The following is a 23,335-nucleotide window of genomic DNA, read 5'->3' as shown; positions in this document are numbered from 1 at the left end:
CCAATTGAAAAAGTGGAGTTCATAGCCTGGCTTGGGGAGGGGGGAATTGTGTCCATTGCTCTAGTTCCGTACCATGATTTCGCCGTGTTCGCTAACAAATCCACCAAATACTTGAAAACATGCCCCGGTCAATGACCTCAATCACCTAATCGTCGAAATCCGGGATTAATAGTTATCGCTAACGGGGTTTTTTGCAACTAACGTCGAGTGATATGCTAGAGTATGACTATATGAGAATTGTGTTGCGAATAATCGTCTGAGAAAATAAATTCATGGATATGTACAAAAAGTCTTTAGATACGCCACATTGTACTGTTGAAGCCGTGCTGATTGTAAAAATTGAAATTAGAACGATTGAAAAGTGTTTGACTGCACTTCAACCAGCTGTTGATCAGATTGTGGTTGTTGACACTGGTTCCACCGATGGGACGGTATTCTCTGTCCAAAATTTAGGTATTCCAGTACACTGTTTTAAATGGGATGATGACTTTGCTGCCGCAAGAAATTACGCATTATCATTTGCTGAAACGGATTGGGTTATATCGGTAGACGCTGATGAAATCTTGTATAAGGAGGATACTGATAAGATTCGGAAATTTGCTGAGCAATACAATGCTGTGCCTGGTACATTTGCCCTGCAGATATTGCAAATGAATATTGTTGGAGATGTGATGTCACCAAGTAGGGAGACTCGTATGTTCCCCTTGGGAAGAGGCTTGTTTTGGTTCGGTAGTGTCCCGTCAAGTGGTGTAAATTGAGTGCAACCACTTCGTGTCGGCTATTTATGCAAAACTGACGTTGGCGCCAGTAATTGCGGTTCTTGAGTGCTCATGAGTTTTGCCATTGACTCTCGGCTAAAGTAGCGCCTTGCTACAATCCATTCATCGTTCTGTTCCTGGAGGATTGCTCCGCCTAGACGAATGACAGACTCTCGGTTCGGGAAGATACCAACGACATCGAAGCGTCGCCTGAGTTCACGATTTAAGCGCTCAAGCGGGTTTGTCGAGCATATCTGTTTCCAGTGTTCCTTTGGGAATGCCATGTACGCTAGCACGTCTTCCTCTGCACGTTCCAAGACATCCATCGCCTTTGGAAACTTTCCACGAAGTTGCTCTACAACCACATCCAGTTGCTGTTTGGCTGTTTCCTGTGTTGGCTGAGCGAATATGGTCCGGACAATAGACGAGACCATCGGTTGCGACGCTCTAGGCACCTGGCTGAGGATGTTGCGCATTGTATGAACTCGACAGCGCTGCCAGGTCGCTCCGGTCAACGCAGAGCCAATCGCACTGCGCAGTCCTTCGTGAGCATCACTAATTACCAGCTGTACACCACGCAACCCACGCGCAACCAGACTTCGGATGAATGTCAGCCAAAACGAGCCGTCCTCACTAGTCCCAATGTCAAACCCCAACACCTCACGCTCACCGGTGTCTCGCACGCCAATTGCAATTACAAATGCCATACTCTGAACTCGTCCGCCTTCACGGACTCTCGGGAATGTCGCATCCAACCATAGATATGGGTATGTCCCCTCAAGTGGGCGGTTTTTAAATTCCTGCACTACTTCGTCTAACTCTTTGCAGATACGAGATACTTCACTCTTGCTAATTCCTTGAATGCCCATAGACTCAACCAACTCGTCCACCTTGCGGGTGCTCACACCATGCACATACGCCTCTTGAACAACGGACAGCAACGCCTTCTCAGCTTTCCGCCGAGGCTCTAGCATGCTGGGGAAGTAGCTTCCTTTCCGAAGCTTCGGAATCTGCAAATCAATCGTTCCGACACGGGTGTCCCATTCCCGTTCTCTGTAACCATTACGGCTATTGCTGCGTTTCTCACTGCGCTCATACCGTTCAGCGCCAATCAAAGAGCTCACTTCAGCCTCCATCACCGCCTGGGTTAGGACTCTCAGCCCTTCCTTCAAAAAATCGACATCACCATCTTCTAATCCGATCTTGCGAATTAACTCCAAAAGTGCGATCTTGTCTGTAGAAGCCATCGATGTGCCTCCTCTACTATTTGCTCGACACTTTTAGTAGATTGCACTCGATGGCTTTTTCGTCAAGATCTAGCCGTGGAATTTACACCACTACCTAAGACTCTAACTTTGGTTCCGCCCAGTACACGAACAACTCGCTACGAAGGAGAAAAAGCAGATTCCTGTGTACCCAGTTCAGATACGGTTTTTGCATGATGGGTACGACGATAACAAAGTAAATAAGCAGCAAAAGTTCAAACGGAATATTTCGATTTTAGAAAAGCACATTCAGCAGTACCCAGATGATGTGCTCTCTCATTCCTTTCTCGGTCGTGAGCATCTCATTTTGGGAAACCCGGATGCTGCTATCCGGCATCTTGTACGAGCTAGGGAGCTTTTAACGGCATCTAAGAATTCTATAGCGCTGGCCGAAGTTGAAAGAAATTTAGTGTGGGCGCTCGATAGTAAGGGCGACGTAGCACAAGCAGAATCTCTTGCGTTTGGACTGACACAAAGATTTCCAGACTATGTTGATGGATGGTACATGTATGGAATGTACCAATTGCGAAAAGTGGTGTCCCTACAATCCGCTATTCAACATATTGCGAAGTCACTCGAATTGTCTTCAAAAGGGAAGTATGCTACCGATCCGGCAATTGGTGAGTACAAAGCTATGTTACATCTTGCGGATGAGCACCGTCTTAGTGGAATTTGGATTGAAGCAAGGAAGCTTTATGCAGAAGTCCTTCGTAGAGCACCTGAATATGCACCAGCTAAGAATGTCCTGGCTCAAATGGATAAGCAAGTACTTGAGATTGCTAAGGAGATTAGAGGCAATCTTTAGATACCTATAGATAACATCGATGATGCATTAATCTCGACGAGACATACGTGGTTACACATAACACTTACTCGCCATATGATGTGAGCGTGGCTTGGCCAAGCTACAAAAAATCACATGTTTGGGGATGTTGTGAAATGGTTGCAAGTCCAGCTCAGGTAAATGCATTTGTAAGTGGAACTGTGAGCCCAAATTCAGAGGCAGTCTTTTCGATTGGGGGTCTACCAACAGAGGCACAGTCGTGGTCACTTGCATTCAATATCAATAATGGTCAATATACTGGAGTAAGTATCGGCACAACTGGAACACCTGCTTATTATGTAACTCCTGGGTCTCCGCTATCTGTGACAGCAGTATCCTTGAACAATGGTATTCTAACAATCATTGTTCAAAACACCGCTAGCACGAATTGGGGAGTAGCCATTAATGTTGGTGGGTTGGTCGTATAATCTGTTGGTTTTTGAAGCGCCTTCGGGCGCTTTTTTTATGCCTAAAAGGAAATGTGTTCCTTTTAGAACTTCGCTCCTTCAAAACTCCATATACAGCATTGTTTTATTCACCTGTTTTTTTCAAATGATTAAAAGTGGATTTTGCTGTAATTGGCTGCTCATTGACAATTGTGATAGGTGGACAACTATATGTGGCGGCAGAAGTCTTATGAAAGAGTCCCGCCTATCGTTCGAAAGGCGGGACCAGGAAAAATATTGCTCGAGATATATTCTTTAGCTCTCGTCCACCGTACCGTTATCACCAACCAAAAAGGCACCTTCTCCAAGAACCACTTTATCGCCGTCATTTAGGCCCGAAGTGACTTCAGCTTGGTATCCACTTTCACTCTGAACGCTGACAGGTTGGAATATGACGTTCTCTGGTAACCCAAGCTGTGAGGCTTGTGCCTTTTCGCTCTTTGTGGCCTTTGGGTCATACAGATAGACACCTTGTTGTCCGTTCTCATTGTGTATCGCAATAGCCGGTACAACCATGGTATCCTGCTGCCCGGAGACATCAATGCTCACAGGTCCTGTCATCCCCGATTTAAGACTTGAAGTCGGGTTGTCTACAGTTGCTAGCGCCTGATACGATCCCCCATTACCCTCGATGGGCGTCGGGTCGACCTGGAAAATGGTCGCCGTAAATGTTTTGTTAGGGATCTCGGGTACCGTGAATGTGACCTTCTGTCCTTGGTGAACATATGGCATCTGAGATTCGCTAATCGGCAGTGCAACTTGCATTTGTTGTACATCCAATACAAATGCCGTCTGCCCCGGTGAAACTGTGTCTCCCGGTTGGATGTTTTTGTCGGTAATGACGCCACTTACTGGTGCTCTGAGCGTCATATAACTCTCATTTAGCTCGGCGTTGTTGAGGGCAGCTTGAGCAGATTTCACCTGAGCTTCCGCCGCCTGGACGCCCGCATCGGCAGTTTTGACACCAGCCTGCGAAGTTTGGATACCTGCCTTTGCGGAGTCAACTGTACCTTTATCAGCAGGTTCTACCGTTTGTTTGTAAGCAGCTTGTGCGTTGGCTAGCGCAGCTTTAGCCTGTTGCACCTGGCTTTGGGCAGCATCCAATGCTTGTTTGGCAGCGGTACGGTCATTATAGGTCGCTTGAGCTGTCTGCAAAGCTTTCTCCGCAGCATCGTATTGCGCTTGAGCCGTCGATACACCGTTTTGTGCCGACGTTAATTGTGCCTTTGCTTGTGCGACTGCGGCAACAGCGGAGTTGTATGCAGTCTGGTCACTTTGTAGCTCCTGATATCCTTGATTCAAACCCTCATAAACCGACTCATAGTTTTGTAACTGTGAAGCATATGGATTATTTGCGTCACCATAGGTCTTTTGGTAACTATCGAAACGTGACAGAGCTTCCTGGTAGTTTTGATAGGCCTCGTCTACCTGCTGCTCCGTGATATTCCCGTCTTTCTGTTGTGCACTTTGCAGGTTGGTCTCCGCCGTCTGCAGGTTATTCTGAGCAGCCGTCAAAGCTTGTTGTGCCGCATCAATCTGCGACTGTTGGTTAGCTTGTGCGGTGTCCAGTGCCGCTTTGGCTTCCTGAGCAGCGTTCTGAGCAGCGACCAGTTGTTGATAAGCCGTCGTACGGTCATTGTAAGCAGCCTGTTGGTCTTTATATTGCTGTTGCGCAGCTGTCAATGCGGCCTGTGCCTTTTCAACGTTCGACTCAGCCACACTCTTTGTGGCAGGTGTTGCACCTTCCGTTGCCTTGACCAAACCAGCCTGTGCTTCTGCTACATTGCCTTGTGCCTGAGCCACGTTGCCCTCAGCTTGGGAAACGCCTGCTTCCGCTTGATCCAGTGCTGATTGGGCCTGCTGAACGGCGTTTTTGGTCGCGGAGTCATCCAAGGTGGCGATGACTTGGCCGGCTTTGACGTGATCGCCCACTTTCACCTTGACACTCGTCACCTTACCGCCTTGGCCCTGGAACGAGAGATTGACCTCGGAGGCACTTTGGACGGTTCCTTCGGTGGAGATGGTTTTCTTACTTGCGAGCGAGTGTACCTGATACAAGTCGCTCGGTGGAATTTCTGCAGCGGACGCACTTGGGCGCTCTGCGATGCCAATGCCCACACCGAGTACGACGATGACGGCAATGCCGGCTAGAATCCACTTGCGGCGTGGGTTCTTCCCGCTATTGTTGCCTAAGCCAATCTCGGAATTCAGCGAGGTTTGTGTATCCATTCAGATCCCTCCAAACATTATTCGGCAGCTAGAGACTGTTGTTGCTGTCCCTTGACTGGTGTCGGTTTTACTTTTCTTCTTCCTCGGTAGATAAAGATGGTGGCAAACCAAGCTAATCCCGCGAGGATGGTGGAAATAAAAAACGTATCATTCATGCCTAAGACGAAACTCGTTTTCTGAATCCAGGCAGAAATGAGGCTTATCGCTTCTGACTGTGCCGCAGCTGCGGATAGCCCTTGGGAACTCAGTTGATGAATTAGTCCCGTGAGCTGTAAGCCCTGTGGCGTACCAGGGTTTAAGTGATCTGACAGCTGAGATGTCCGGATAATCTCCCTCTTGGACATGTATACCGTCAATATCGCAGTACCAAGGCCAGATGCAACTTGGCGAACGGTATTGTTTACTGCGGCCGCCTGTGAGACCAAGTGTGGCGCTACAGCGACCAGTGCAGTCGTACCCGCCGTCATGATAGGCATCATGGCAAGGCCCATTCCGATGCTTCTTACGATATAGAGCAGTTGAATATGGCCGGACGTCGAGGTAGCCGTCAGCGTGGTGAACCCAAGCGTTGAGACGGTCAGAATCGCCAATCCGACGAGCCCTAAGGGTCGAGCACCAATTTTATCGAACAACTTACCACTGATAGGCATCATGACCGCCGAAGCGAGTGCCGCAGGGGTCATAAATAAACCGGCTCGCATGGGTGAATAACCCATGATGTTCTGCAAATACAACGGCAGCAAGAAAATCCCGACGAACAACGCCACACTAAGAATCGACACGATAATCAGGCTCATCGTGTATGTATAGTTCTTTAGGACGCGTAGCTGAAGCAGCGGGTTTTCCACGCGCAACTCGGTAATGACCAGACAGATGAGCGATACGACGCCAATGGCGATTGAGACCCGGACAACCGTTGAACCCCAGCCATGGTCAGGGACGTTGTTGAATCCGTAGAGCAATGCAAAAAAGCCAAGTGTTGAAAACGTGAGGCCGATGACATCCAAGGACGCTTTAGCCTGGTGCGAGAACTCGTGCATGAACGTCATGGCCATGAAAGTGGCTATCACGCCAATTGGAACATTGACGAAGAAAATCAGTCGCCACGACGAATACTCGACAAAATAGCCACTGAGCAGCGGGCCAAATGCGGGCGCTGCCATGATGGTCACGCCGAACAGTCCCATGACGCCACCGATGCGTTCGCGCGGGAACACGCGGTAAATAATCGTTTGGGCCAATGGCTGTAAGAGACCGCCACCAGCTGCCTGGAGAATCCGAAAGAAGATGATACTGCTTAAGTTCCACGACATGCCGCAGAGCGCTGAGGCAATCGTGAATACGATGAGGGCAGCGATGAGCACTTTCTTCGGACCAAATTTATCAATCAGCCAGCCTGACGTTGGGACAATAATACCTGTCACCAGCATGTAACCCGTCAACACCCACTGAATGCTCGTCGTGTTCGCGTTGAGTGCGACCTCCATTTTTGGAATCGCCACGTTGACGACACTGGTATCGAGAATGGCCATAAAGGAACCCATGAGTACGATGAATAGTTGTAAATATGGGGCCTTTACCTGCGTCTGAACGGCACTTGCAGGATTCGCGCTCAATCTTTCCCCCTCCTCTCTGAGCAAAAGTCACGCTGGCCGGTTTTAGTTTCCGGTCTTTTTAATGTGAGCCGTGACATCAAACCCAGGAACAATCGGTTCAGTTGGGTAGGTCGTGAATGTGACTTTCACTGGGACAATCTGTGTAACCTTTGTGAAGTTGGCATTGTTACTAGTGCTCGGCACCATGGACAACGTGCTACCTGTGGCGAGCCCAATGCGTGCTACCGTGCCGTGGAACGTCTGGTTTGGATATGCATCAATATCGATATCCACCGGCTGGCCCACGTGCACTTCGTGAATCAACGTCTCTTTCACGTTCACGGTGACCCACAATTTGTTCATGTCGTACGCGTACGCCAAGGGCGTCCCTGCTGCGACAAATTCGTTGTCTGCGGTATCCTGTTGAATGATGGATACATCTGCTGGTGCCGGAATGGGAACGGTTGAAGTCGAGTCGCCTGACTGTTCCTCTACTTCTCCGACGGGACTATTCGGTGCGAATGTCGCCCCAACGGTTCCTTGCCAATCAACAACTTTCCCAGAAACGGGAGAGGAAATCGTATATTGGCGTCCATCGATATATGCGTCATCGGTTGAGATGTATTGACGCGTGTGGTTCCAGTACATGCCGCCAAAGACAATTGCGGCGACGACAACGACACCACCGCCGATTTGTAAACCTCTTGCCACACCCTTTTTCATAGACATTCTTTCCTTCCATCAACAAGGTTCGAGATGACATTTCGATGCAACGCGATAAGGCGTTGTAATTCTGCTTCTGACAGCTGGAAAGCAGAAGATAACCGCTGGTAGAATGGTGTGTCCGTATCCAAAATCTGATCTAGTACATGTTTTCCATCATCCGTGATTTCCAAGTAAACGGATCTTCGGTCAGATTCGGGATATTGCCGGGTGACCAAGTGTGCTGCGACCAGCACATCGACAGCGGAACTTGTGTATCCCTTGTACGCGTGCACTCGCTCAGCAAGCTCAGTCAAATTCGTTCCGCCTTCGTATAGACAAACGAGGAGACGAAATTGAAACATCGTGAGGCCGACATCCTCGACGAGAGGTTTGACGACGTGGGAAATACACAGTGCAAGATCACGGTAAGTGGAAATGAGTTCATACAAAGTGCTGTTGTACTTCTTGCCGGATATGGACATTTTTCACCTCCAGAATCCCCTCTTCATTCTCTCTTAGAATCATTTAGCCATGGAATATTTTCTTCCTGTAACTTGGAGAAGTCAAGCGAGAGTTTCCTCTATTTATAGTTGTTGCCTGTTGCACGATGTCGAGTGTTTAGTGGTGGGCTGTTTGTTTGATGGCTAGCGCTCATGTTTGTTCAGCCAAATCCGCGTTCTATACTCATTGGCTTGCTTGTATTAAACCAATTAGTGGGTCTTCCTCCTGGGCAATAACCACCCTTTACCAGTTGGAAAGTTGTTTACATTACGCACGAGTTCGCTTGGCTTCTGGTTGTAATGGGTCAATACGCGAACGGTGGCGCGGACCATGACCATGAGTAGCGATGCAGGAATGCCTTTGCCCATGACATCGCCGACAAATATCCAGTAGCGGCCGTTGACGGAATCGTAAATAAAATCGTAGTAATCTCCGCTGAGTCGATACGCGGGCAGTGAGATGCCTGCACACGATAGAGACGGGCATGGTGGAATCTTATCGTCCAGGAGCATTTTTTGAATAAACTCGGCCGCCTGTAACTCGTGCCCCGAGTCATCTACAGTATTGAGGTACTTTCGGAATTGATGTAACAGCTCGTTTGTCTTCATACGTTTTCCTTCATGAATTCACAGATGATGTCCATAACGCCCATCTCCTCGAGAACCTGCTCGATTGGCGTCGGGATGGAAACGATGGTTATCTGACCACCCGCCTCCCGAATCTCCATGATGGCGCGTAGAATCAGGCCGATACCTGTAGAATCAATGAAACTGATGCCACTCCAGTCGAGAACGACGTTGTCCAATCTATGCTTGTCCATCAGAGAGAGCACTTGATCGACTGTGGGAAAATCCACTTCGCCCACGATTGCTAGGACAGTTGAACTGAATGCTTTGTCCACTCGAACTGAGATATCCATTCTTTATCCCCCCGACGATTTCCAGCGCAACAAGGGTGCTAAACCTGCTGAATTCAAAAAAGAGCAATCCTAAACGGGTAGGATTGCTCAACAAGATTCTAAGTTGTTAGCAACCCGGCGATCATAGGCAGAATGCCCTTAGACCCGTAGCTTTGCGTCTCAGCGTTTCCACTGATTTGCCAAATATAAGGTTTGGAGTTCGTCAAACCGTATCGTTGTAACCGAATCAAACGTATCTGTACTGTATCAGGTTTGGAATACATTCACTGCGGCAAATAGACACAAACGTCTTCTTTCAAATTTAAGTCATACAGGTTCCCGAGACGGCATTTGGGAATCGTGGTGGCGATTTGCCACTTTACCATTCGCCATGGAACGCAGTAGCATTTCTAAGTCCACCGGTCATTCGGGGAGGATGTTGGCTTGGGTTTTGGTTGGAATTTGGTTGATTCAACTTTTTGTTCACGAATAGAGGGGGTGAGGGCGTGCTTGGTGGTCGCCTGTGGAGCCGGTTTATAAGATTTGTGCCGACGCATGGTGCTGGGAACTATCGGCGTCAGCGGTTGGCGAATGATATCGTGAAGGGGCTTAAAAACAACGAGTTTGTCCTTTACTATCAACCTCGAATCGATACGATGACCGGGCAGATGATTGGCGCTGAAGCGCTCCTTCGCTGGCAGCACAAAATTTTGGGTGCCATCCCCCCAGTTCAATTTATCCGCATCGCTGAAGATACGAATTCCATGATTCCTTTGGGCAACTGGGTGCTCGAAGCGGTGTGCCGTCAGCTTCGTGAGTGGCGTGATGCCGGTCTTCCTCAGATACGAATATCGATGAATGTCTCGGTGAAACAACTGCTCGACTGCGACTTTGTAGATATTGTGCAATCCCTGTTGCGTCAATATCAGATTGGCGCGAAGTGGCTCGAATTTGAAGTGACGGAGACGTCTATCCTCCCAGAAGAGACCTTGCCTGATGAGGCTATCCGGCAGTTACGGGCCTTGGGCATTGCGATTTACTTGGATGATTTCGGCACAGGATATTCTTCGCTTAGCTGGTTAGAGCGGCTCGATGTGGACGGCATCAAGTTGGACAAGTCGTTTATCAGTCGTGCACCCCATCACGCCAGTTCCACCCAAATTGTCCGCGCTGTGATTCGGTTGGCACATCAACTGAAACTGATTGTCATCGCGGAGGGCGTAGAAACTGTGGAGCAGTTACAGTACTTACAGGCGCAAGCCTGTGACGAAGTGCAAGGGTATTTGTATAGGCGGCCCGTGCCTGTTAATCTATTTGAGGAGTATCTGAGGGTCGGCAGATTTCATGTCGCGGTGCAGCGTCTGGTATCCTCACACCTTTCGTAATTTACGTCTATCGAGATTTTATCGTGACTTTTTCAGGAATCCACAATTGCCCCATATCCTTCACACATACCTATGAATCTTTATTGCGAAAGGAAGTATGAGTCCGCATAATGAATGCTATAGTTACTAAATTATTCAACGCATCATGAATCTCAACACAGAGAAATATCCCTTCACAGAAGTACACTGAAGTAGAAGTGAAGTGAACTTCGTAGAAACGAACATAAGAGAGGGCTACAACAAATGGGGAAGCATGCAGGAAAGCAATCACTCCTGTTCATCGGCGTAATGATGCTCGTCGGTGGTGGGGTGGCTGGATGTGGCGTGACGGGCGCATCGGCAAAACAGGTATCGTTGCCTCCGGAGGCCGTCAGCATCCAAACGGTTCAGATGTCGAAACAGACGATTGGCGATACGTATTTAGGTACCGTGACGCCATATATTCAAACGACCTTGGCGCCGGCGGCGTCCGGGAAGCTGTCGCAGTTGAATGTGCGCGTCGGCCAGAAGGTGCAAGCGGGGGAGACGTTGGCGGCATTAGATCCGTCTACCGTCGTCCAGCAGCAGAACCAGGCAGAAGAGGCGAACGCGGCGGTCCTCAGTGCGCAACAGCAGTACGCGGACGCTCAGGCGATGTATAACGACAACATCAACGCCGAACAACAAGTGTCATCCGCTCAAAGCGCCGTGACAGAGCAGGCGGCTGCGGTGAAAACGGCGCAAGTGAATTTACAAAAAGCGCAATTGCAGGAGCAGCAGACCTTGAGTGGAACGGCGACGACACCGGAGGACAGCTCGGCCTTACAGGCTGTGGTCCAGGCGGATCAACAGGCGCTGACCTCCGCACAGAAGCAGCTCGATATTGCGCAAAGTAATTTGACCATCTTGAAGCAGTCGCTCGATACAGCCCAGCAAGAGTACGGAAGCATCACCGAAGATCAGGTACAGCAAGCCTCTCAAGCCTATCAAGAAGCACTATCCCATTATCAAGCCTGGCAAGATGGGGCATTTGCGGGTACAAACCCGTATGCGTCACTCGTATCGGCTGATGAAACGATTTACCAAAACTTGAGTAACGGGTACAACACACTGCAGCAGGCAGAGCAGCAATATAACAGCGGTGTGCAAAGTGTGGCGTCGGCGCAGAGTGCGGTTGCGCAAGCGCAGGCGAATCTGGCGAATGCGCAGAAGGGCGTTGCCGATGCGGCGCCACCGGCGAGTGACAGCAACACCGCGCAGCAGGCCAAAGTGGCGGTGACGGCGGCGGAGGCTTCGCTAAAGCAGGCGCAGACGCAGTATGACGCGGCCGTGACGGCGCTCAACATGGCGAAGAAAATCGCGGCGGATAAAACACAGGCGAAGCAGACTGTGGACAACGCAGAAAGCACACTGCGGCAAAACCAAGCCCAGGCGGATGCGGCTCAGAAGACCTTGCAGGTGCAGATTCAGGACGGCAAGGTCGTGTCGCCGATTTCTGGCGTGGTGCAAGCCGTTGGCGCGCAGGTCGGTCAGCAGGTGGGTCCACAGACGAGTTTGCTGACGATTGCCACCACCAGCCCGGTGATGGTGACCATTAATGTGCCGGAATCCGATATCGGGAAAGTGCACGTCGGTGGGGCGGTCAATGTGTCTGTGCCGAGTCTGAACCAAAGCTTTTCCGGCAAGGTGATGACCATTCATCCACAGCTCGACCAGTCCACCAATCAATACGCAGTGGACGTCACGATTCCTGGGAAACACTCGCAGATTTTACCGGGGCTACAAGTGCAGGCGCAGTTGGTCGACCAGGGCAGCAAGAAAGTGATTCTCGTCCCAGCGGACGCGGTGCTTAGTTTACAAGGTGGTGCCGAGGAAGTCTTTGTGGAGAACAAGGGTGTGGTCCATAGCCGCATTGTTCAGGTAGGCTCTATGTCGAGTACGGAATATCAGATCACCAGTGGCCTCAAAGTCGGCGATCAAATTGTCGTGCAAGGGCAAAACCTGCTCTCGGACGGGGATAAGGTCAAGGTCGTCTCCAAAGATGGCTCAGCTGTTGTTGCCAAACAATAGATAGGAGATAGATGGGTGAAAATCGCGAATTTCTCAATTCGCCGGCCGGTGACTATCACAATGATTATGATTGCCGTAGTCATTGTGGGTATCTTTTCGGTATTTCAACTGCCGGAGGAATTGTATCCAAAATTGAATTTGCCTGTGGCTGCAGTCGCCACTTCCTGGTCTGGTGCATCGCCGGAGGCTGTGGAGCAACAGGTGACGGATCCGATAGAGCAAGGATTAGAAGGCCTGTCGGGTGTGTCCCAGATTCAGTCTACTTCGACACAAGGCAGCAGTTTGGTCATTGTCGAGTTCAACTATGGGACGAACTTGGATGAGGCGCTCAATCAGATGCGCAGCATTGTCTCGCAGACACAAAGCCAACTGCCAAGTGATGCGGGAACGCCTGGGGTCGAGCAGTTTGACCCGAGTAGTCAACCAATCATGACCTTGTCCCTCTACGGAAGTCAGACACAGCAAGCGATTAGCGACGAAGCCATCGATGTGGTGAAACCTGCGCTGCAGCAGTTAAACGGCGTGGCGGGCGTGACGCCAGCGGGTAACTTGACCCGACAAATCACGGTCAATGTGAAACCGGACAGGCTTCAGTACTATCACTTATCCATCCAGCAAGTCGTTCAGGCGCTGCAAGGAGACAACCTCTCGACTGACGCGGGACAAGTACAAAAGGGTTCGTTACAGATTCCACTGCACGTCAATGGTGAGTTCTCGTCGGCAGACGAGTTGAATCGTGTCCCGATTCCCTTAAGTGGCGGTGGCACGGTGCAACTTCAGGATATTGCGGACGTAGAAGACGGCAACAAGACGGTAACGATGATTTCGTCGGTCAACGGCAAACCGGCCGTCACACTATCTGTTTCCCAGGCGAGTGACGCGAATACCGTCACGGTCTCCAACGAAGTGCATAAAGAGGTCCAACAACTGGAGACTCAACTGCCGCAAGGGATGCATCTGACGGTGTTGTCGGACAGCGCGCAGTCGATTCGGGATACGGTTGACACAGTCGTGAATCACACGATTCTTGGCTTCATCTTTGGTATCCTGGTCATCTTGTTAATTCTGCGGAGCATTCGGACGACGGTGGTCGTCGCGGTGGCGATTCCTATCGCGACATTGGCGACGTTTGCGCTGATGTACTTTAGCAATTTGTCATTGAACTCCGTGACGTTGGGTAGTCTGGCGGTCGGCCTAGGCTCCTTGGTCGACTTTTCAATTGTCGTACTGGAGAGTATTTTCCGGGCGAGACAAGCGGGCATCGATTCGATTGAAGCGGCGAAACGGGGGACCAAAGAGGTCGGCTTGGCCGTCGTGGTGGCGGCGCTTGCGCAGATTTGCGTCTTTGCGCCATCCATTTTTGTGCCAGGTATCGCCGGGCAGTTGTTCCGTCCGTTGTCGCTCACGGTGAGCTTCTCACATATCGCGGCGCTGTTCGTCGCGCTGACGTTCACACCGATGTTGGCGTCACGGCTGTTGCGTGGCCGGCGTTTTGAAATGGAAGAGACGATTCCTGGGAAGACCGCGCCATTTCGCGTTTGGGCACCGTTTGACTGGGTCGGGCGAGGCATGTACGATTTGACCCGCATTTACAAGAAGGTGCTGCAGTGGAGTTTGAACCACCGCAAAACGGTGGTGGCGGCCGCTACAGGGATGCTTGTCTTGAGCTTTGCGCTGGTACCGTCGATTGGGTTTGAACTGGTGCCGAATGTCGGAAATCAGCAGATTTCCATCTCCATTAAAACACCAGACGGGACGAACTTAGACACGACCAAGCAAGTGACCGAACAAGTCGAGGCATTGGCCAAGAAAAAGATGCAAGGGATTCAACAAATCGATGACCAAATTGGCGGATCGTCGTACGGGGCAGAGGCCCAGACCAACCAGGCGACCATCAATTTGACGTTCGCGAATCGCGTCACGACGAAAGATATCAGTCAGATGGCGCACGATTTTGGCAATGTCGTGAGTGACATCCCAGGGGCGCAAATCCTCGTGTCACCCGGGTCGGCGAATGGAAGCGGGCCTGGATCAGACGACATTGCCGTGCAGATTCAAGGGCCCGACAACCAAACGCTGCAGATTTTGAGCAACCAAGTCGAAAAGATTATGAAGTCGACACCGGGCCTGGAGTATGTCGACAATCAAACACAAACAGGGACGCCCGATTATCAGTTGAATATCAGCCAAGCGGCGTTGGCGCAGTTTGGTCTGAGTGCACAGCAGGTCGAATCGACCTTGCGCACAGCGTTCCAAGGTACCAAGGCGTCGACGTTCTTTGAGGGCAGCCAGCAGTACGACATTGTGGTTCAATTGCCGCAGTCCTACTCGCAGAACTTGAACAACTTGTCGGAGATACAAGTGGAGAACAACAGTGGCGATCTCGTCCCGGTCACGCAACTGGGGAACCTGACTTCTTCGCAGGAGCCACCGCAGATTTCGCACGTGGACGGCGAACGCTCTGTCACGGTGAGCGCCACACCATACGGCGTGACGTCAGGCCGAGTGCAGGCGGAGCTGAGCAAAGAACTCAAGAGCATTCGCGTGCCGCAGGGATATTATGTCGGCTTTGGTCAGAACGGCGCTTTCTTGACGAGTGCGTTTGTCGGTATGGCAGTCGCTTTCGGATTCTCCATTTTGCTCTTGTACATGTTGATGGCGAGTCTGTTTGAGGCGCTGCTCACGCCGCTGGTCATCATGTTCTGTCTGCCGCCGACCTTTATCGGGGCAGCGTTGGGGCTATTCCTCACGCACCGCTCGTTGAATTTGGATTCGGCGATTGGCGTGATTATGGTGATGGGGTTAATCGCCAATAACGCAATTGTCTTGATTGACTACACGAACCACTTGCGCAAGCAGGGGCGTACGCTGCCCGAAGCGCTGGTGGAAGCGGGGCCGATTCGTCTACGCCCGATTGTGATGTCCACGGTGACGACGATTCTCGCCATGATGCCGCTCGTCATTGGCTATGGCAAGGGCGCCGAAACGTTGTCCTCGATGGCCACGGTCATTGCGTTTGGCCTGGCGTTCTCGACGATGGTCACGCTGGTGTTGGTGCCGGTCGTCTATGTGATGTTGGACAATATGATTCAGCGATTCAAACGCAAGCCGCGAAAAGACCGCACGCCGGCGCTACCGAGTAGCGGTCCGGGCGTGGGGATGTGACCCCTCTCGTAGCGCGGTTGGATAGAGAACCAGGGTTTCACTCGATGTGCGGTGGATTGGCATCTCAGCTCGTTTTTGCTTCCAGAGATGTCAACCACCGACCCCCAACTTTTGCGAATCGACCTCGAAGGCTATGACCATGCCGTGGTTCAAAACTTGGGAGATGTTGTGAATTTGCGCAGAACGGATGACGAATCCCGTCGATTTTGGTACGGTATACGCGGACAAGCAGACTGCTTAATGGTGTATAATTCCTGCGGTCTGTTCGCATCGTAAGGACCAATGAGAGTCCGCGCGCAATGGGAACTAGAACCTGTCGTTGATTCTCTAGGGGAGTGGTGGATGGATGAAACGCTTATATGGAACCGTAGGTGCAGCAGCGCTGGCAATCCTCGTGTTGACCGGTTGTGGTGCAGCGAACAATACAACAAACGGTACGTCCGGGACTACGGGGAACTCGAGTGCGACGAACGAAGCCTCGACGACGATTACGAATTCGACAACAGGCACGAAGACCATCGTTGAGGGTGGACAGCAGTATCAGGGTTCCGCAAACCTGAAGAAGTATCAGGATGCGGCGAAGTCGAAGCCCAATGACGCACAGGCGCAGTTGAACGCAGGTGTTGCTAGCCACGTCAACGGGGACGACACGGCGGCGATTGCGTACTACAAGAAAGCAGCCGCGTTAGATCCGAAGTCTGCTGTTCCGTACAACAACATCGGCAACATTTATCTGCGCGACAAGAACGACGCGAAATCGGCGATTCCGTATTACCAAAAGGCGACGAAAGCCGACCCGACGTACGGCTATGGCTGGTGGAACCTCGCGATTGCTGAGCAGACCGCAGGTGATGTCGCAGCGGCGAAACAAGCTGTTGCAAACGGCCTGAAGGATGTTAAGAAATCCGATCCGGCTTACAAGGGTCTGCAGGCGATGCAAAAACAACTGCAGTCGAAGAAAACCTCTTAAGGTATCGCAAGCTGGGTAAGAAGCTGTGTCGTCACAGCTTCTTACTTTTTTGTTTCCCCTCTAGCAAACACTTTCCTACCTTAGCAATTTCAATCCAAATTCAACATACTTTCGCTACGCTTTGGCCATGTATCGCCCTTTGTCTCGTAAACTTCTGACAGATTAGACACATCGGTTGTAAGATGACGGGGCCTTACGGGAATTGACATGGTGTAAGGGGAGTCGATGAGATGGGTGTGAGCCCACAAGGAAACTCAGAATTTGTGCAGCCCTTTTTGAAGCGCAGGCGGCGCAAATGGATTTATGCGGGTGCAGCAGTGGTCATTGTGTTGGGGGCGGGTATTCCGATCACGATGGCGAAGCTCCATCAGACGAGCCCGGTGTCGGCGACACAGTTGTACACCGTAGGCTACGGCAATGTGAGTCAGTCGGTCAGCACGTCTGGCACGATTCAGGCACCGACTGCATTAGACCTCAACTTCCAGACGTCGGGCGGGTTAGTGACGGCGTTGAACGCGAAGGTTGGGCAGCAGGTCAAGAAGGGTCAGGTATTGGCCAAGCTAGACGACTCGACGGAACAGATTCAAGTGAAGCAGGCCGAATCGGGTGTCAAACAGGCGAATGCGAGTCTGAGTTCTGCAGAGGCGAAATTGGCGCAGGATGAGCAGGGGACTGCGACACCGGCGCAAATTGCGACGGACAAGTTGAATATTCAAAAGGCGCAGACCGCTGTGACGCAGGCGCAGCAAAGCTATCAGACACAGTTGAAAGAATATAACGACCGCACGAGTGCCGAGGCGCAGGTGCAATCGGCACAGAACGCGCTGACGCAAGCGGAGGAGGCGCTGAATACGCCGAGTGACACTGTCACGGTAGACCAGCAGACCTTGGCGAACGACCAGGCGACTTTGAAGAAGGACCAACAAAGTCTTCAGGATGCACAGGCACAGTACGGCAACGTCACCGAGGCACAGGTGCAGGCGGCGTACCAGGCCTATCAGACCGCAGAGGCGAGATTTAATAGCTGGGCGGATGGGGGCTTTAGCGGATCGAACCCGTATTCCACACAGGTGAGCAATGCGCAAAGCGAATATAACGACTTGAATACGGCTTACACGGCGGTACAAAACGCGCAGAACCAGGTGACGCAAGACCAGCAGACGGTGCAGGCCGACGAGACGAAGCTTGCGAATGACCAGGCGAACGAGCAGTCGACAGAGCAAAAGAATCAAGAGGCCGTCAATGAAGCAGAGCAGAATCTGAAGACGGCTGAGGCGGAGTACAACGACAGGACGAGCGACGAAGCGACGCTGCAAAATGCGAAAAACGCGATTACAACTGCGCAGCAGAATTTGCAGGCGGCGCAGTTGCAGTTGAAAAATGATGAACAGCCGGTGACTGCGGCTACAATTAAATCGGATGAGTCGAGCGTCGCGAGTGCACAGGCGTCGGTCGCCAACGCTGAGGCGTCCTTGCAGTCGGCACAGCTTGCGGAAAGTGAGACGGTGTTGAAGGCGCCGATTGATGGTGTGATTACAGCGGTCAACGGTCAGGTTGGCGAAGCGCCCGGACAGGGTAGCAGCAGTAGCTCGGGGAGTAGTTCGAGCTCGTCTGGATCCAGTGGATTTATTGAGATGGAAGATTTAAACGCGCACGATTTGCAGGTAAATCTGCAGGTGAGCGAGTCGCAGATTGGCTCTATTCAATCCGGACAGTCGGTGACGTTTACAGTTGGTGCGTACCCGAATCAAACATTTACGGGGACCATCACGCAGGTGTATCCGACGCCACAGGTGGTCTCTAACGTGACGGAGTATACCGTGATGGCGACCATTGACAACTCGTCTGGCAAGCTCAAGCCGGGCATGAGCGCGAGTGCCACGATTCAGACCGCAGAGCACTCGCACGTCCTGACCGTGCCGGCCATTGCGCTGCACCAGGTCGGCTCTATCGAAGGCGTATACGTCCAGGGGACCAAGTCGGCCTCCAGCCAATCGGCAACAGGCGCGGCGGCGGGGGCTGGGAATAGCAGCTTCCAGGGCAATTGGAGCGGATCCGCTGGCGGCAACACGACGGCCACGAGTGGCTGGAGTGGTGGGTTCGGCAATTCCGCCGCCGGTTCGGGTGGTAGTATTGGAGGCCGCACGAATGAAAGCGGCGGAACCAAAGGCAGTGGCACGGCTGGGATGGCCGGTGGGGCGTCGGCGGGTGCGTCCGGTGCTGCGGGTGGATCGTCGTCGTCTGGGTTTGCGGCGGCTGCCGGCAAATCGAAATCCAATTCCAGTATTCCGGCAGGATTTTACTTCCAACCGGTGCAAGTTGGCCTCATGGGTACCAGTTCAGTCGAGATTACGAGTGGGCTGCAAGCTGGGGAGAAAATTTTGCTTGAGTTGCCGAGCGCGACGGCTGCGGCTGTTGTGCAGGCGAGCAGCAGTACAGGTAGCGGATTTGGCGGCCGCGGCATGACCGCTGGCGGCTTTGCTGGCGGTGGCTTTGCCGGCGGTGGCGGTTTTAGCAGAGCTGGCGGAGGTGCCTCATCTGGTGGGGGGCGTGGGTAATGAGCGCCCTGATTGAAATCCGCGACTTGGTTCGCGAGTACGTGATTGGAGACCAGACGATTCGCGCGCTCGATGGGGTCAATTTGACCGTGGAGCGCGGGGAGTTTGTCGCGATTATGGGCCCGTCCGGATCTGGAAAGTCGACGGCGATGAACATGATTGGCTGTTTGGATTTGCCGACGTCTGGGCAGTACGTAATCGATGGATTTCACGTGGCAAGCCTGTCGGAAGACCAGTTGGCGGATGTCCGCAACCGGAAGATTGGCTTTGTCTTTCAAAACTTTAACCTGTTGCCGAAGACTACGGCGCTGGAGAATGTGGAACTGCCGATGATGTACGCAGGGGTTCCGGCGCGCGAACGGCGGCAGCGGGCGATGGAGGCACTAGAGCGAGTCGGGCTCGCGAATCGCATGCACAATCGGCCCAACGAGTTGTCCGGCGGTCAGCAGCAGCGTGTCTCGATCGCGCGGGCGCTGGTGAACAACCCGGTGCTGATTCTCGCCGACGAGCCCACCGGTGCGCTCGACAGCCACACGACGGAGGAAATCCTGACGTTGTTTGAGGAACTGCATGCGCAGGGCAACACCATTGTGTTGGTCACGCACGAGGATGAGGTCGGGGAACGCGCTAAGCGGATTATCCGTTTCCGCGATGGCAAAGTGGAGTCCGACACGAAATACCCACAGCTAGAGGGGGTGCCGCCGCATGTGGATTGAAATCTTGCGCGTGTCGTGGCGGAGTATTCGCGCCAATAAAATGCGATCTTTTCTCACTATGCTCGGCATCATCATCGGCGTGATGGCAGTGGTCCTGAGTTCCGCCATTGGCATGGGTGCGAAGGACAACATCACCAGTCAGGTGGAGGGGCTGGGATCGAACGTGTTAACCGTCATGCCTGGTGCGACCAGTTCCGGTGGCATCAGTCAGGGGTTCGGCAGCGCGTCGACGTTGACGACCGCTGACGTGACGGCAATTCAGCAGCAAGACCCGGACGTCAAGTACGTGTCTCCCGTCGTGTCGCATACGGCGCAGGTCGTTTACGGGGCAAACAACACCAATACGGCCATTGAGGGCACGAACGAGCAATATCCAGAGATTAAAAACGTGACGATGGCACAGGGGCGGTACTTCCTACAGGAAGAAGTGAATTCTGCGGCCAACGTGGCGGTCCTAGGCAGCCAGGTAGAACAGACGCTGTTCGCCGGGGAGCGCGTGAATCCCGTCGGCCAGACGATTGAGATCCAAGGCATTCCGTTCACGGTCATCGGCGTGGCGGCCAGTCAGGGGACGAGTGGCTTTACGAACCAAGACGATGCGATTGCGATTCCGATCACGACGGAAGTCAATCTCATGACGGGATCGGATACCGTGAGCCAGATTCTCGCCTCTGCCACGTCGTCACAGGTGATGAATCAGGCACAGCTCGAAATCGAGTCGACGTTGCGCGTCGCCCATCAACTCACGCCAGGGACGGCTGACGACTTCACGATTCAGAACCAGGCCACGCTGCTCAGCACCTTGAGTGGCGTCACGCGGGTATTGACTTTGTTGCTCGATGGCATCTCGGCGATCTCGCTGCTCGTCGGCGGCATTGGCATTATGAATATCATGCTCGTGTCGGTGACGGAGCGAACGCGGGAAATCGGCATTCGGAAAGCTATCGGCGCACGCAAGAGCAGTATTTCAACGCAATTTCTGCTAGAGTCGCTGACCTTGAGTCTGGCGGGTGCCTTGATTGGGCTCATTTTCTCCGGCGCGGGGGCGATGGTCGCGGCGAGGGTGATGAAGACCGGCAGTCTCTTATCGGTGAGCGCAATCGTCTTATCGGTGGTCTTTTCGATAGCCATTGGCATCGTCTTTGGCGTCTATCCGGCGCGCAAGGCGGCCAATTTGAAGCCGATTGACGCGTTGCGATTTGAGTAATGCGACGACCGAAATCGAGTTCTCCTCGCTTGGGTTGTCCGGCGTGTTGGTCCGGCCTATGGATCCGGCCTGTTGATAGTAGATCAGTAGATTCGGCCCCCGGATTTGGCGTATTTTCAACGTAAGTATAGTATAGAGGGGATTCTCCTCTAATCCGGTTGGTTTACCACAGAGGATGTTTCACAAGTTTTGCAGGTGGCGCAGCCGACAGTTCTGTTTCCCAGAGACTGCCGAGTTGCGCCGTTTGCTTTTCTGTGGAATCGCTTCTTGGTGATGATACTTGACGGTCGTCACGAGATTCTTGTCGTTTTTCAATGGAATCTTAACGTTTGACGCGTAATCTATGACGTGTAGGCCGTGTTCCAGCCCGATGAAACTCAAGCAAGGAGGCATCTGGTTTATGGAAGAGGCAACCGCAATGGATCAGTGGATGGTTGCATACTGCTATGGTAAACCTGAACATCTTGCGACGAGCACCAATCACTTTGACTTGACACTGCAAGAGATTATCGATGAGGGCCACGAAGTCTGGCGCCACTCGGATACGGCGGGTATCGTTTGGGCCAATGGTCAGTGGTATTTGTGGGTGAAGGGGCTGCTGGATGATGGCAGCATTGAAGGCCGAATCTACGAAGGTCAACAAATTGAGTCGATTCTAGGAAACTTGTGCGCGGTGCTCCCGCAACTTAGCGCCGATGAGAAGATGGACATCGTTCGCCGCATGCAACGCTATCTTACATAGGTAGGGTAGGTTTCTAGGTAGGTAGGTTTCGACGCAGGGTGATTTTCAATGAAAATTCAATCTGCATTTCAAGGGAATTTCAAGCGAGGCTGTCTATGCTTCGCAATGTAAGCAACACCATGTGCATCAAGGAGGAAATTGGTATGAAGTTGAAAGCGATGATTGCAAGTTCTGTGATGACGTTAACAGCCCTTGGAACCGTTACGGCATATGCGGCAACCACCAATACGACGGGTACGACATCGTCTTCGACGTCGTCTACCTCGACAAGTACGGCAAGTACAACCAGTGGACAAGGCCATCATGCGAAGGGTGCAGGCTTCTGGGGCGTGGATATCGCAAGCATCCTTGGCATTGACAAGACCACGCTGCAGTCTGATTTGAAAGCCGGGCAGTCGCTCGCGCAAATCGCACAGAGCAAGGGCATCGATGAATCGACGCTGATTTCCGATATTGAGTCGGCTGAGAAAGCGCAGTTAGACAAGGCGGTTTCGGCTGGGAAACTCACCTCCGCACAGGAACAGAAACTGCTGACGAATGCACAGTCGCGCATTCAACAGATGGTTGAACATACAGGTGGATTTGCGAAGGGCTCATTCCAAGGCGCAGGCTCTAACAAGGGAGCATTCGCACCGCTGAGTGACATCGCGAGCATCCTCGGCGTGGATACGAGCACGTTGCAATCCGACTTAAAAGCGGGGCAGTCGCTCGCACAAATCGCACAAAGCAAGGGCATTGACGAATCGACGCTCGTGTCCGACATTGAGTCGGCTGAGAAGACACAGTTAGACAAGGCGGTTTCGGCCGGCAAGTTGACGTCATCTGAGGAACAAAAAATCCTGAGCAACGCCGATACCATGATCACGAAACTGGTGGAGCGCACGGGTGCACCGCAACAGGGCCACGCATTTCACCATGGAAAGCGCGGTAGTGCATCGGCACAGTCGGGCACTTCGGGTAGCGCAGGTAGCGCAAGTAGTTCGGGTAGTGCCAGTACGTCGAGTAGCACGAGCACTGTAAGCACGTCAAGCGCGAATTGATTGGTTGGTCGGCGGTGGCCCGGGTGTCTTATTAAGACACCCGGGCCATTTTTGCAGCGAATAGGGCATGAAAAATGCCTTATTTGGCTTTTTCGGGCAGGGTTTTGAGTAAATCCGCGCGAATAGAGCAGATTTCCTACCTTATCTGCGGCTACAGTGGCGAAATGTCACAAATAGAGCAGAAAAGTTACCTTATGCGGCCGGGGGGGCCCCCCCCCGGGGCCCGCGCCCCCCCCCCCCCCCCCCCCCCCCCCGCCCCCCCCCCCCCCCCGAGAATAAGAAA

The 23,335-nt window shown here is 52.3% G+C and carries 18 protein-coding genes and 1 riboswitch; of the genes, 11 read left to right on the top strand and 7 right to left on the bottom strand.

Translation table 11 applies throughout. The annotated features are described in order from the left end of the window. Window positions 1-272 precede the first annotated feature (272 nt). Window positions 273-758, top strand: a complete 486-nt coding sequence (locus J3482_RS17215; protein ID WP_206922827.1) for a glycosyltransferase family 2 protein — start codon at window positions 273-275, stop codon at window positions 756-758. Window positions 759-778: 20 nt separating this feature from the next. Here the strand turns inward: J3482_RS17215 and J3482_RS17210 are convergent, their stop codons facing one another. After that, on the bottom strand, window positions 779-2,005 hold the full coding sequence (locus J3482_RS17210; RefSeq protein ID WP_206920083.1) for an IS256 family transposase: 1,227 nt from the start codon (window positions 2,003-2,005) through the stop codon (window positions 779-781). A 163-nt stretch (window positions 2,006-2,168) separates the two neighbouring features. Between J3482_RS17210 and J3482_RS17205 the strand changes: the two genes are divergently transcribed. Then, complete coding sequence (locus J3482_RS17205) at window positions 2,169-2,828, top strand: tetratricopeptide repeat protein (protein WP_021297209.1); 660 nt, start codon at window positions 2,169-2,171, stop codon at window positions 2,826-2,828. Between the two features lie 719 nt (window positions 2,829-3,547). Here the strand turns inward: J3482_RS17205 and J3482_RS17200 are convergent. The 6 genes from J3482_RS17200 to J3482_RS17175 form a co-directional block, all read right to left on the bottom strand. Next, window positions 3,548-5,521 carry an efflux RND transporter periplasmic adaptor subunit gene (locus J3482_RS17200; protein ID WP_021297210.1) on the bottom strand — a complete coding sequence of 658 codons (1,974 nt, stop codon included), beginning with the start codon at window positions 5,519-5,521 and terminating at the stop codon, window positions 3,548-3,550. 17 nt (window positions 5,522-5,538) lie between these two features. Beyond that, on the bottom strand, window positions 5,539-7,137 hold the full coding sequence (locus tag J3482_RS17195) for a DHA2 family efflux MFS transporter permease subunit (protein WP_021297211.1): 1,599 nt from the start codon (window positions 7,135-7,137) through the stop codon (window positions 5,539-5,541). 42 nt (window positions 7,138-7,179) lie between these two features. After that, window positions 7,180-7,845 carry an HlyD family secretion protein gene (locus J3482_RS17190; RefSeq protein WP_081654151.1) on the bottom strand — a complete coding sequence of 222 codons (666 nt, stop codon included), beginning with the start codon at window positions 7,843-7,845 and terminating at the stop codon, window positions 7,180-7,182. Then, window positions 7,836-8,303, bottom strand: coding sequence for a MarR family winged helix-turn-helix transcriptional regulator (locus J3482_RS17185; protein ID WP_206922826.1), 468 nt, complete (start codon window positions 8,301-8,303; stop codon window positions 7,836-7,838). Before J3482_RS17185 ends, J3482_RS17190 begins: the two co-directional genes overlap by 10 nt. 228 nt (window positions 8,304-8,531) lie before the next feature. Further along, window positions 8,532-8,930, bottom strand: coding sequence for a PP2C family protein-serine/threonine phosphatase (locus tag J3482_RS17180; protein ID WP_206922825.1), 399 nt, complete (start codon window positions 8,928-8,930; stop codon window positions 8,532-8,534). After that, window positions 8,927-9,241, bottom strand: a complete 315-nt coding sequence (locus J3482_RS17175) for an STAS domain-containing protein (RefSeq protein ID WP_206922824.1) — start codon at window positions 9,239-9,241, stop codon at window positions 8,927-8,929. Before J3482_RS17175 ends, J3482_RS17180 begins: the two co-directional genes overlap by 4 nt. A 105-nt stretch (window positions 9,242-9,346) precedes the next feature. Then, window positions 9,347-9,432, bottom strand: a riboswitch (cyclic di-GMP riboswitch). A 294-nt stretch (window positions 9,433-9,726) separates the two neighbouring features. Between J3482_RS17175 and J3482_RS17170 the strand changes: the two genes are divergently transcribed. From J3482_RS17170 to J3482_RS17130, 9 genes are all read left to right on the top strand, one after another. Continuing rightward, window positions 9,727-10,605: a putative bifunctional diguanylate cyclase/phosphodiesterase gene (locus tag J3482_RS17170; RefSeq protein ID WP_206922823.1), complete on the top strand. Its 879-nt coding sequence runs from the start codon at window positions 9,727-9,729 to the stop codon at window positions 10,603-10,605. A gap of 243 nt (window positions 10,606-10,848) precedes the next feature. After that, window positions 10,849-12,654: an efflux RND transporter periplasmic adaptor subunit gene (locus tag J3482_RS17165; protein ID WP_206922822.1), complete on the top strand. Its 1,806-nt coding sequence runs from the start codon at window positions 10,849-10,851 to the stop codon at window positions 12,652-12,654. A gap of 15 nt (window positions 12,655-12,669) precedes the next feature. Then, window positions 12,670-15,819, top strand: coding sequence for an efflux RND transporter permease subunit (locus J3482_RS17160; protein ID WP_206922821.1), 3,150 nt, complete (start codon window positions 12,670-12,672; stop codon window positions 15,817-15,819). Window positions 15,820-16,165: 346 nt separating this feature from the next. After that, the gene (locus tag J3482_RS17155; protein ID WP_021298442.1) at window positions 16,166-16,789 is read left to right on the top strand and encodes a tetratricopeptide repeat protein; all 624 of its coding nucleotides are present in this window, start codon (window positions 16,166-16,168) and stop codon (window positions 16,787-16,789) included. 230 nt (window positions 16,790-17,019) lie between these two features. Continuing rightward, the gene (locus J3482_RS17150; RefSeq protein ID WP_021298443.1) at window positions 17,020-19,347 is read left to right on the top strand and encodes an HlyD family efflux transporter periplasmic adaptor subunit; all 2,328 of its coding nucleotides are present in this window, start codon (window positions 17,020-17,022) and stop codon (window positions 19,345-19,347) included. Then, a complete protein-coding gene (locus tag J3482_RS17145) occupies window positions 19,347-20,063 on the top strand; it encodes an ABC transporter ATP-binding protein (RefSeq protein WP_021298444.1) in 717 nt (238 codons plus the stop codon). The genes J3482_RS17150 and J3482_RS17145 overlap by 1 nt, the downstream gene beginning before the upstream one ends. Beyond that, window positions 20,053-21,270: an ABC transporter permease gene (locus tag J3482_RS17140; RefSeq protein WP_021298445.1), complete on the top strand. Its 1,218-nt coding sequence runs from the start codon at window positions 20,053-20,055 to the stop codon at window positions 21,268-21,270. Before J3482_RS17145 ends, J3482_RS17140 begins: the two co-directional genes overlap by 11 nt. A gap of 400 nt (window positions 21,271-21,670) precedes the next feature. Next, complete coding sequence (locus J3482_RS17135) at window positions 21,671-22,012, top strand: hypothetical protein (RefSeq protein ID WP_021298447.1); 342 nt, start codon at window positions 21,671-21,673, stop codon at window positions 22,010-22,012. A 143-nt stretch (window positions 22,013-22,155) separates the two neighbouring features. Then, entirely contained in the window at window positions 22,156-23,052 is an 897-nt protein-coding gene (locus tag J3482_RS17130; RefSeq protein ID WP_206922820.1) for an SPFH domain-containing protein, read from the top strand. Window positions 23,053-23,335 lie beyond the last annotated feature (283 nt).

This window comes from Alicyclobacillus suci, assembly GCF_017329615.1.
GTDB lineage: Bacteria > Bacillota > Bacilli > Alicyclobacillales > Alicyclobacillaceae > Alicyclobacillus > Alicyclobacillus suci.
The sequence above is the reverse complement of the archived record's forward strand: the minus strand, read 5'-3'. Positions and strand labels throughout refer to the sequence as shown.

Excerpts from the sequence above, each read along its gene's own strand:
- J3482_RS17215 (WP_206922827.1), top strand. The coding sequence starts at position 273 with ATGGATATGTACAAAAAGTCTTTAGATACGCCACATTGTACTGTTGAA.
- J3482_RS17210 (WP_206920083.1), bottom strand. The coding sequence starts at position 2,005 with ATGGCTTCTACAGACAAGATCGCACTTTTGGAGTTAATTCGCAAGATC.
- J3482_RS17200 (WP_021297210.1), bottom strand. The coding sequence starts at position 5,521 with ATGGATACACAAACCTCGCTGAATTCCGAGATTGGCTTAGGCAACAAT.
- J3482_RS17190 (WP_081654151.1), bottom strand. The coding sequence starts at position 7,845 with ATGTCTATGAAAAAGGGTGTGGCAAGAGGTTTACAAATCGGCGGTGGT.
- J3482_RS17185 (WP_206922826.1), bottom strand. The coding sequence starts at position 8,303 with ATGTCCATATCCGGCAAGAAGTACAACAGCACTTTGTATGAACTCATT.
- J3482_RS17180 (WP_206922825.1), bottom strand. The coding sequence starts at position 8,930 with ATGAAGACAAACGAGCTGTTACATCAATTCCGAAAGTACCTCAATACT.
- J3482_RS17175 (WP_206922824.1), bottom strand. The coding sequence starts at position 9,241 with ATGGATATCTCAGTTCGAGTGGACAAAGCATTCAGTTCAACTGTCCTA.
- J3482_RS17165 (WP_206922822.1), top strand. The coding sequence starts at position 10,849 with ATGGGGAAGCATGCAGGAAAGCAATCACTCCTGTTCATCGGCGTAATG.
- J3482_RS17155 (WP_021298442.1), top strand. The coding sequence starts at position 16,166 with ATGAAACGCTTATATGGAACCGTAGGTGCAGCAGCGCTGGCAATCCTC.
- J3482_RS17150 (WP_021298443.1), top strand. The coding sequence starts at position 17,020 with ATGGGTGTGAGCCCACAAGGAAACTCAGAATTTGTGCAGCCCTTTTTG.
- J3482_RS17145 (WP_021298444.1), top strand. The coding sequence starts at position 19,347 with ATGAGCGCCCTGATTGAAATCCGCGACTTGGTTCGCGAGTACGTGATT.
- J3482_RS17140 (WP_021298445.1), top strand. The coding sequence starts at position 20,053 with ATGTGGATTGAAATCTTGCGCGTGTCGTGGCGGAGTATTCGCGCCAAT.
- J3482_RS17135 (WP_021298447.1), top strand. The coding sequence starts at position 21,671 with ATGGAAGAGGCAACCGCAATGGATCAGTGGATGGTTGCATACTGCTAT.
- J3482_RS17130 (WP_206922820.1), top strand. The coding sequence starts at position 22,156 with ATGAAGTTGAAAGCGATGATTGCAAGTTCTGTGATGACGTTAACAGCC.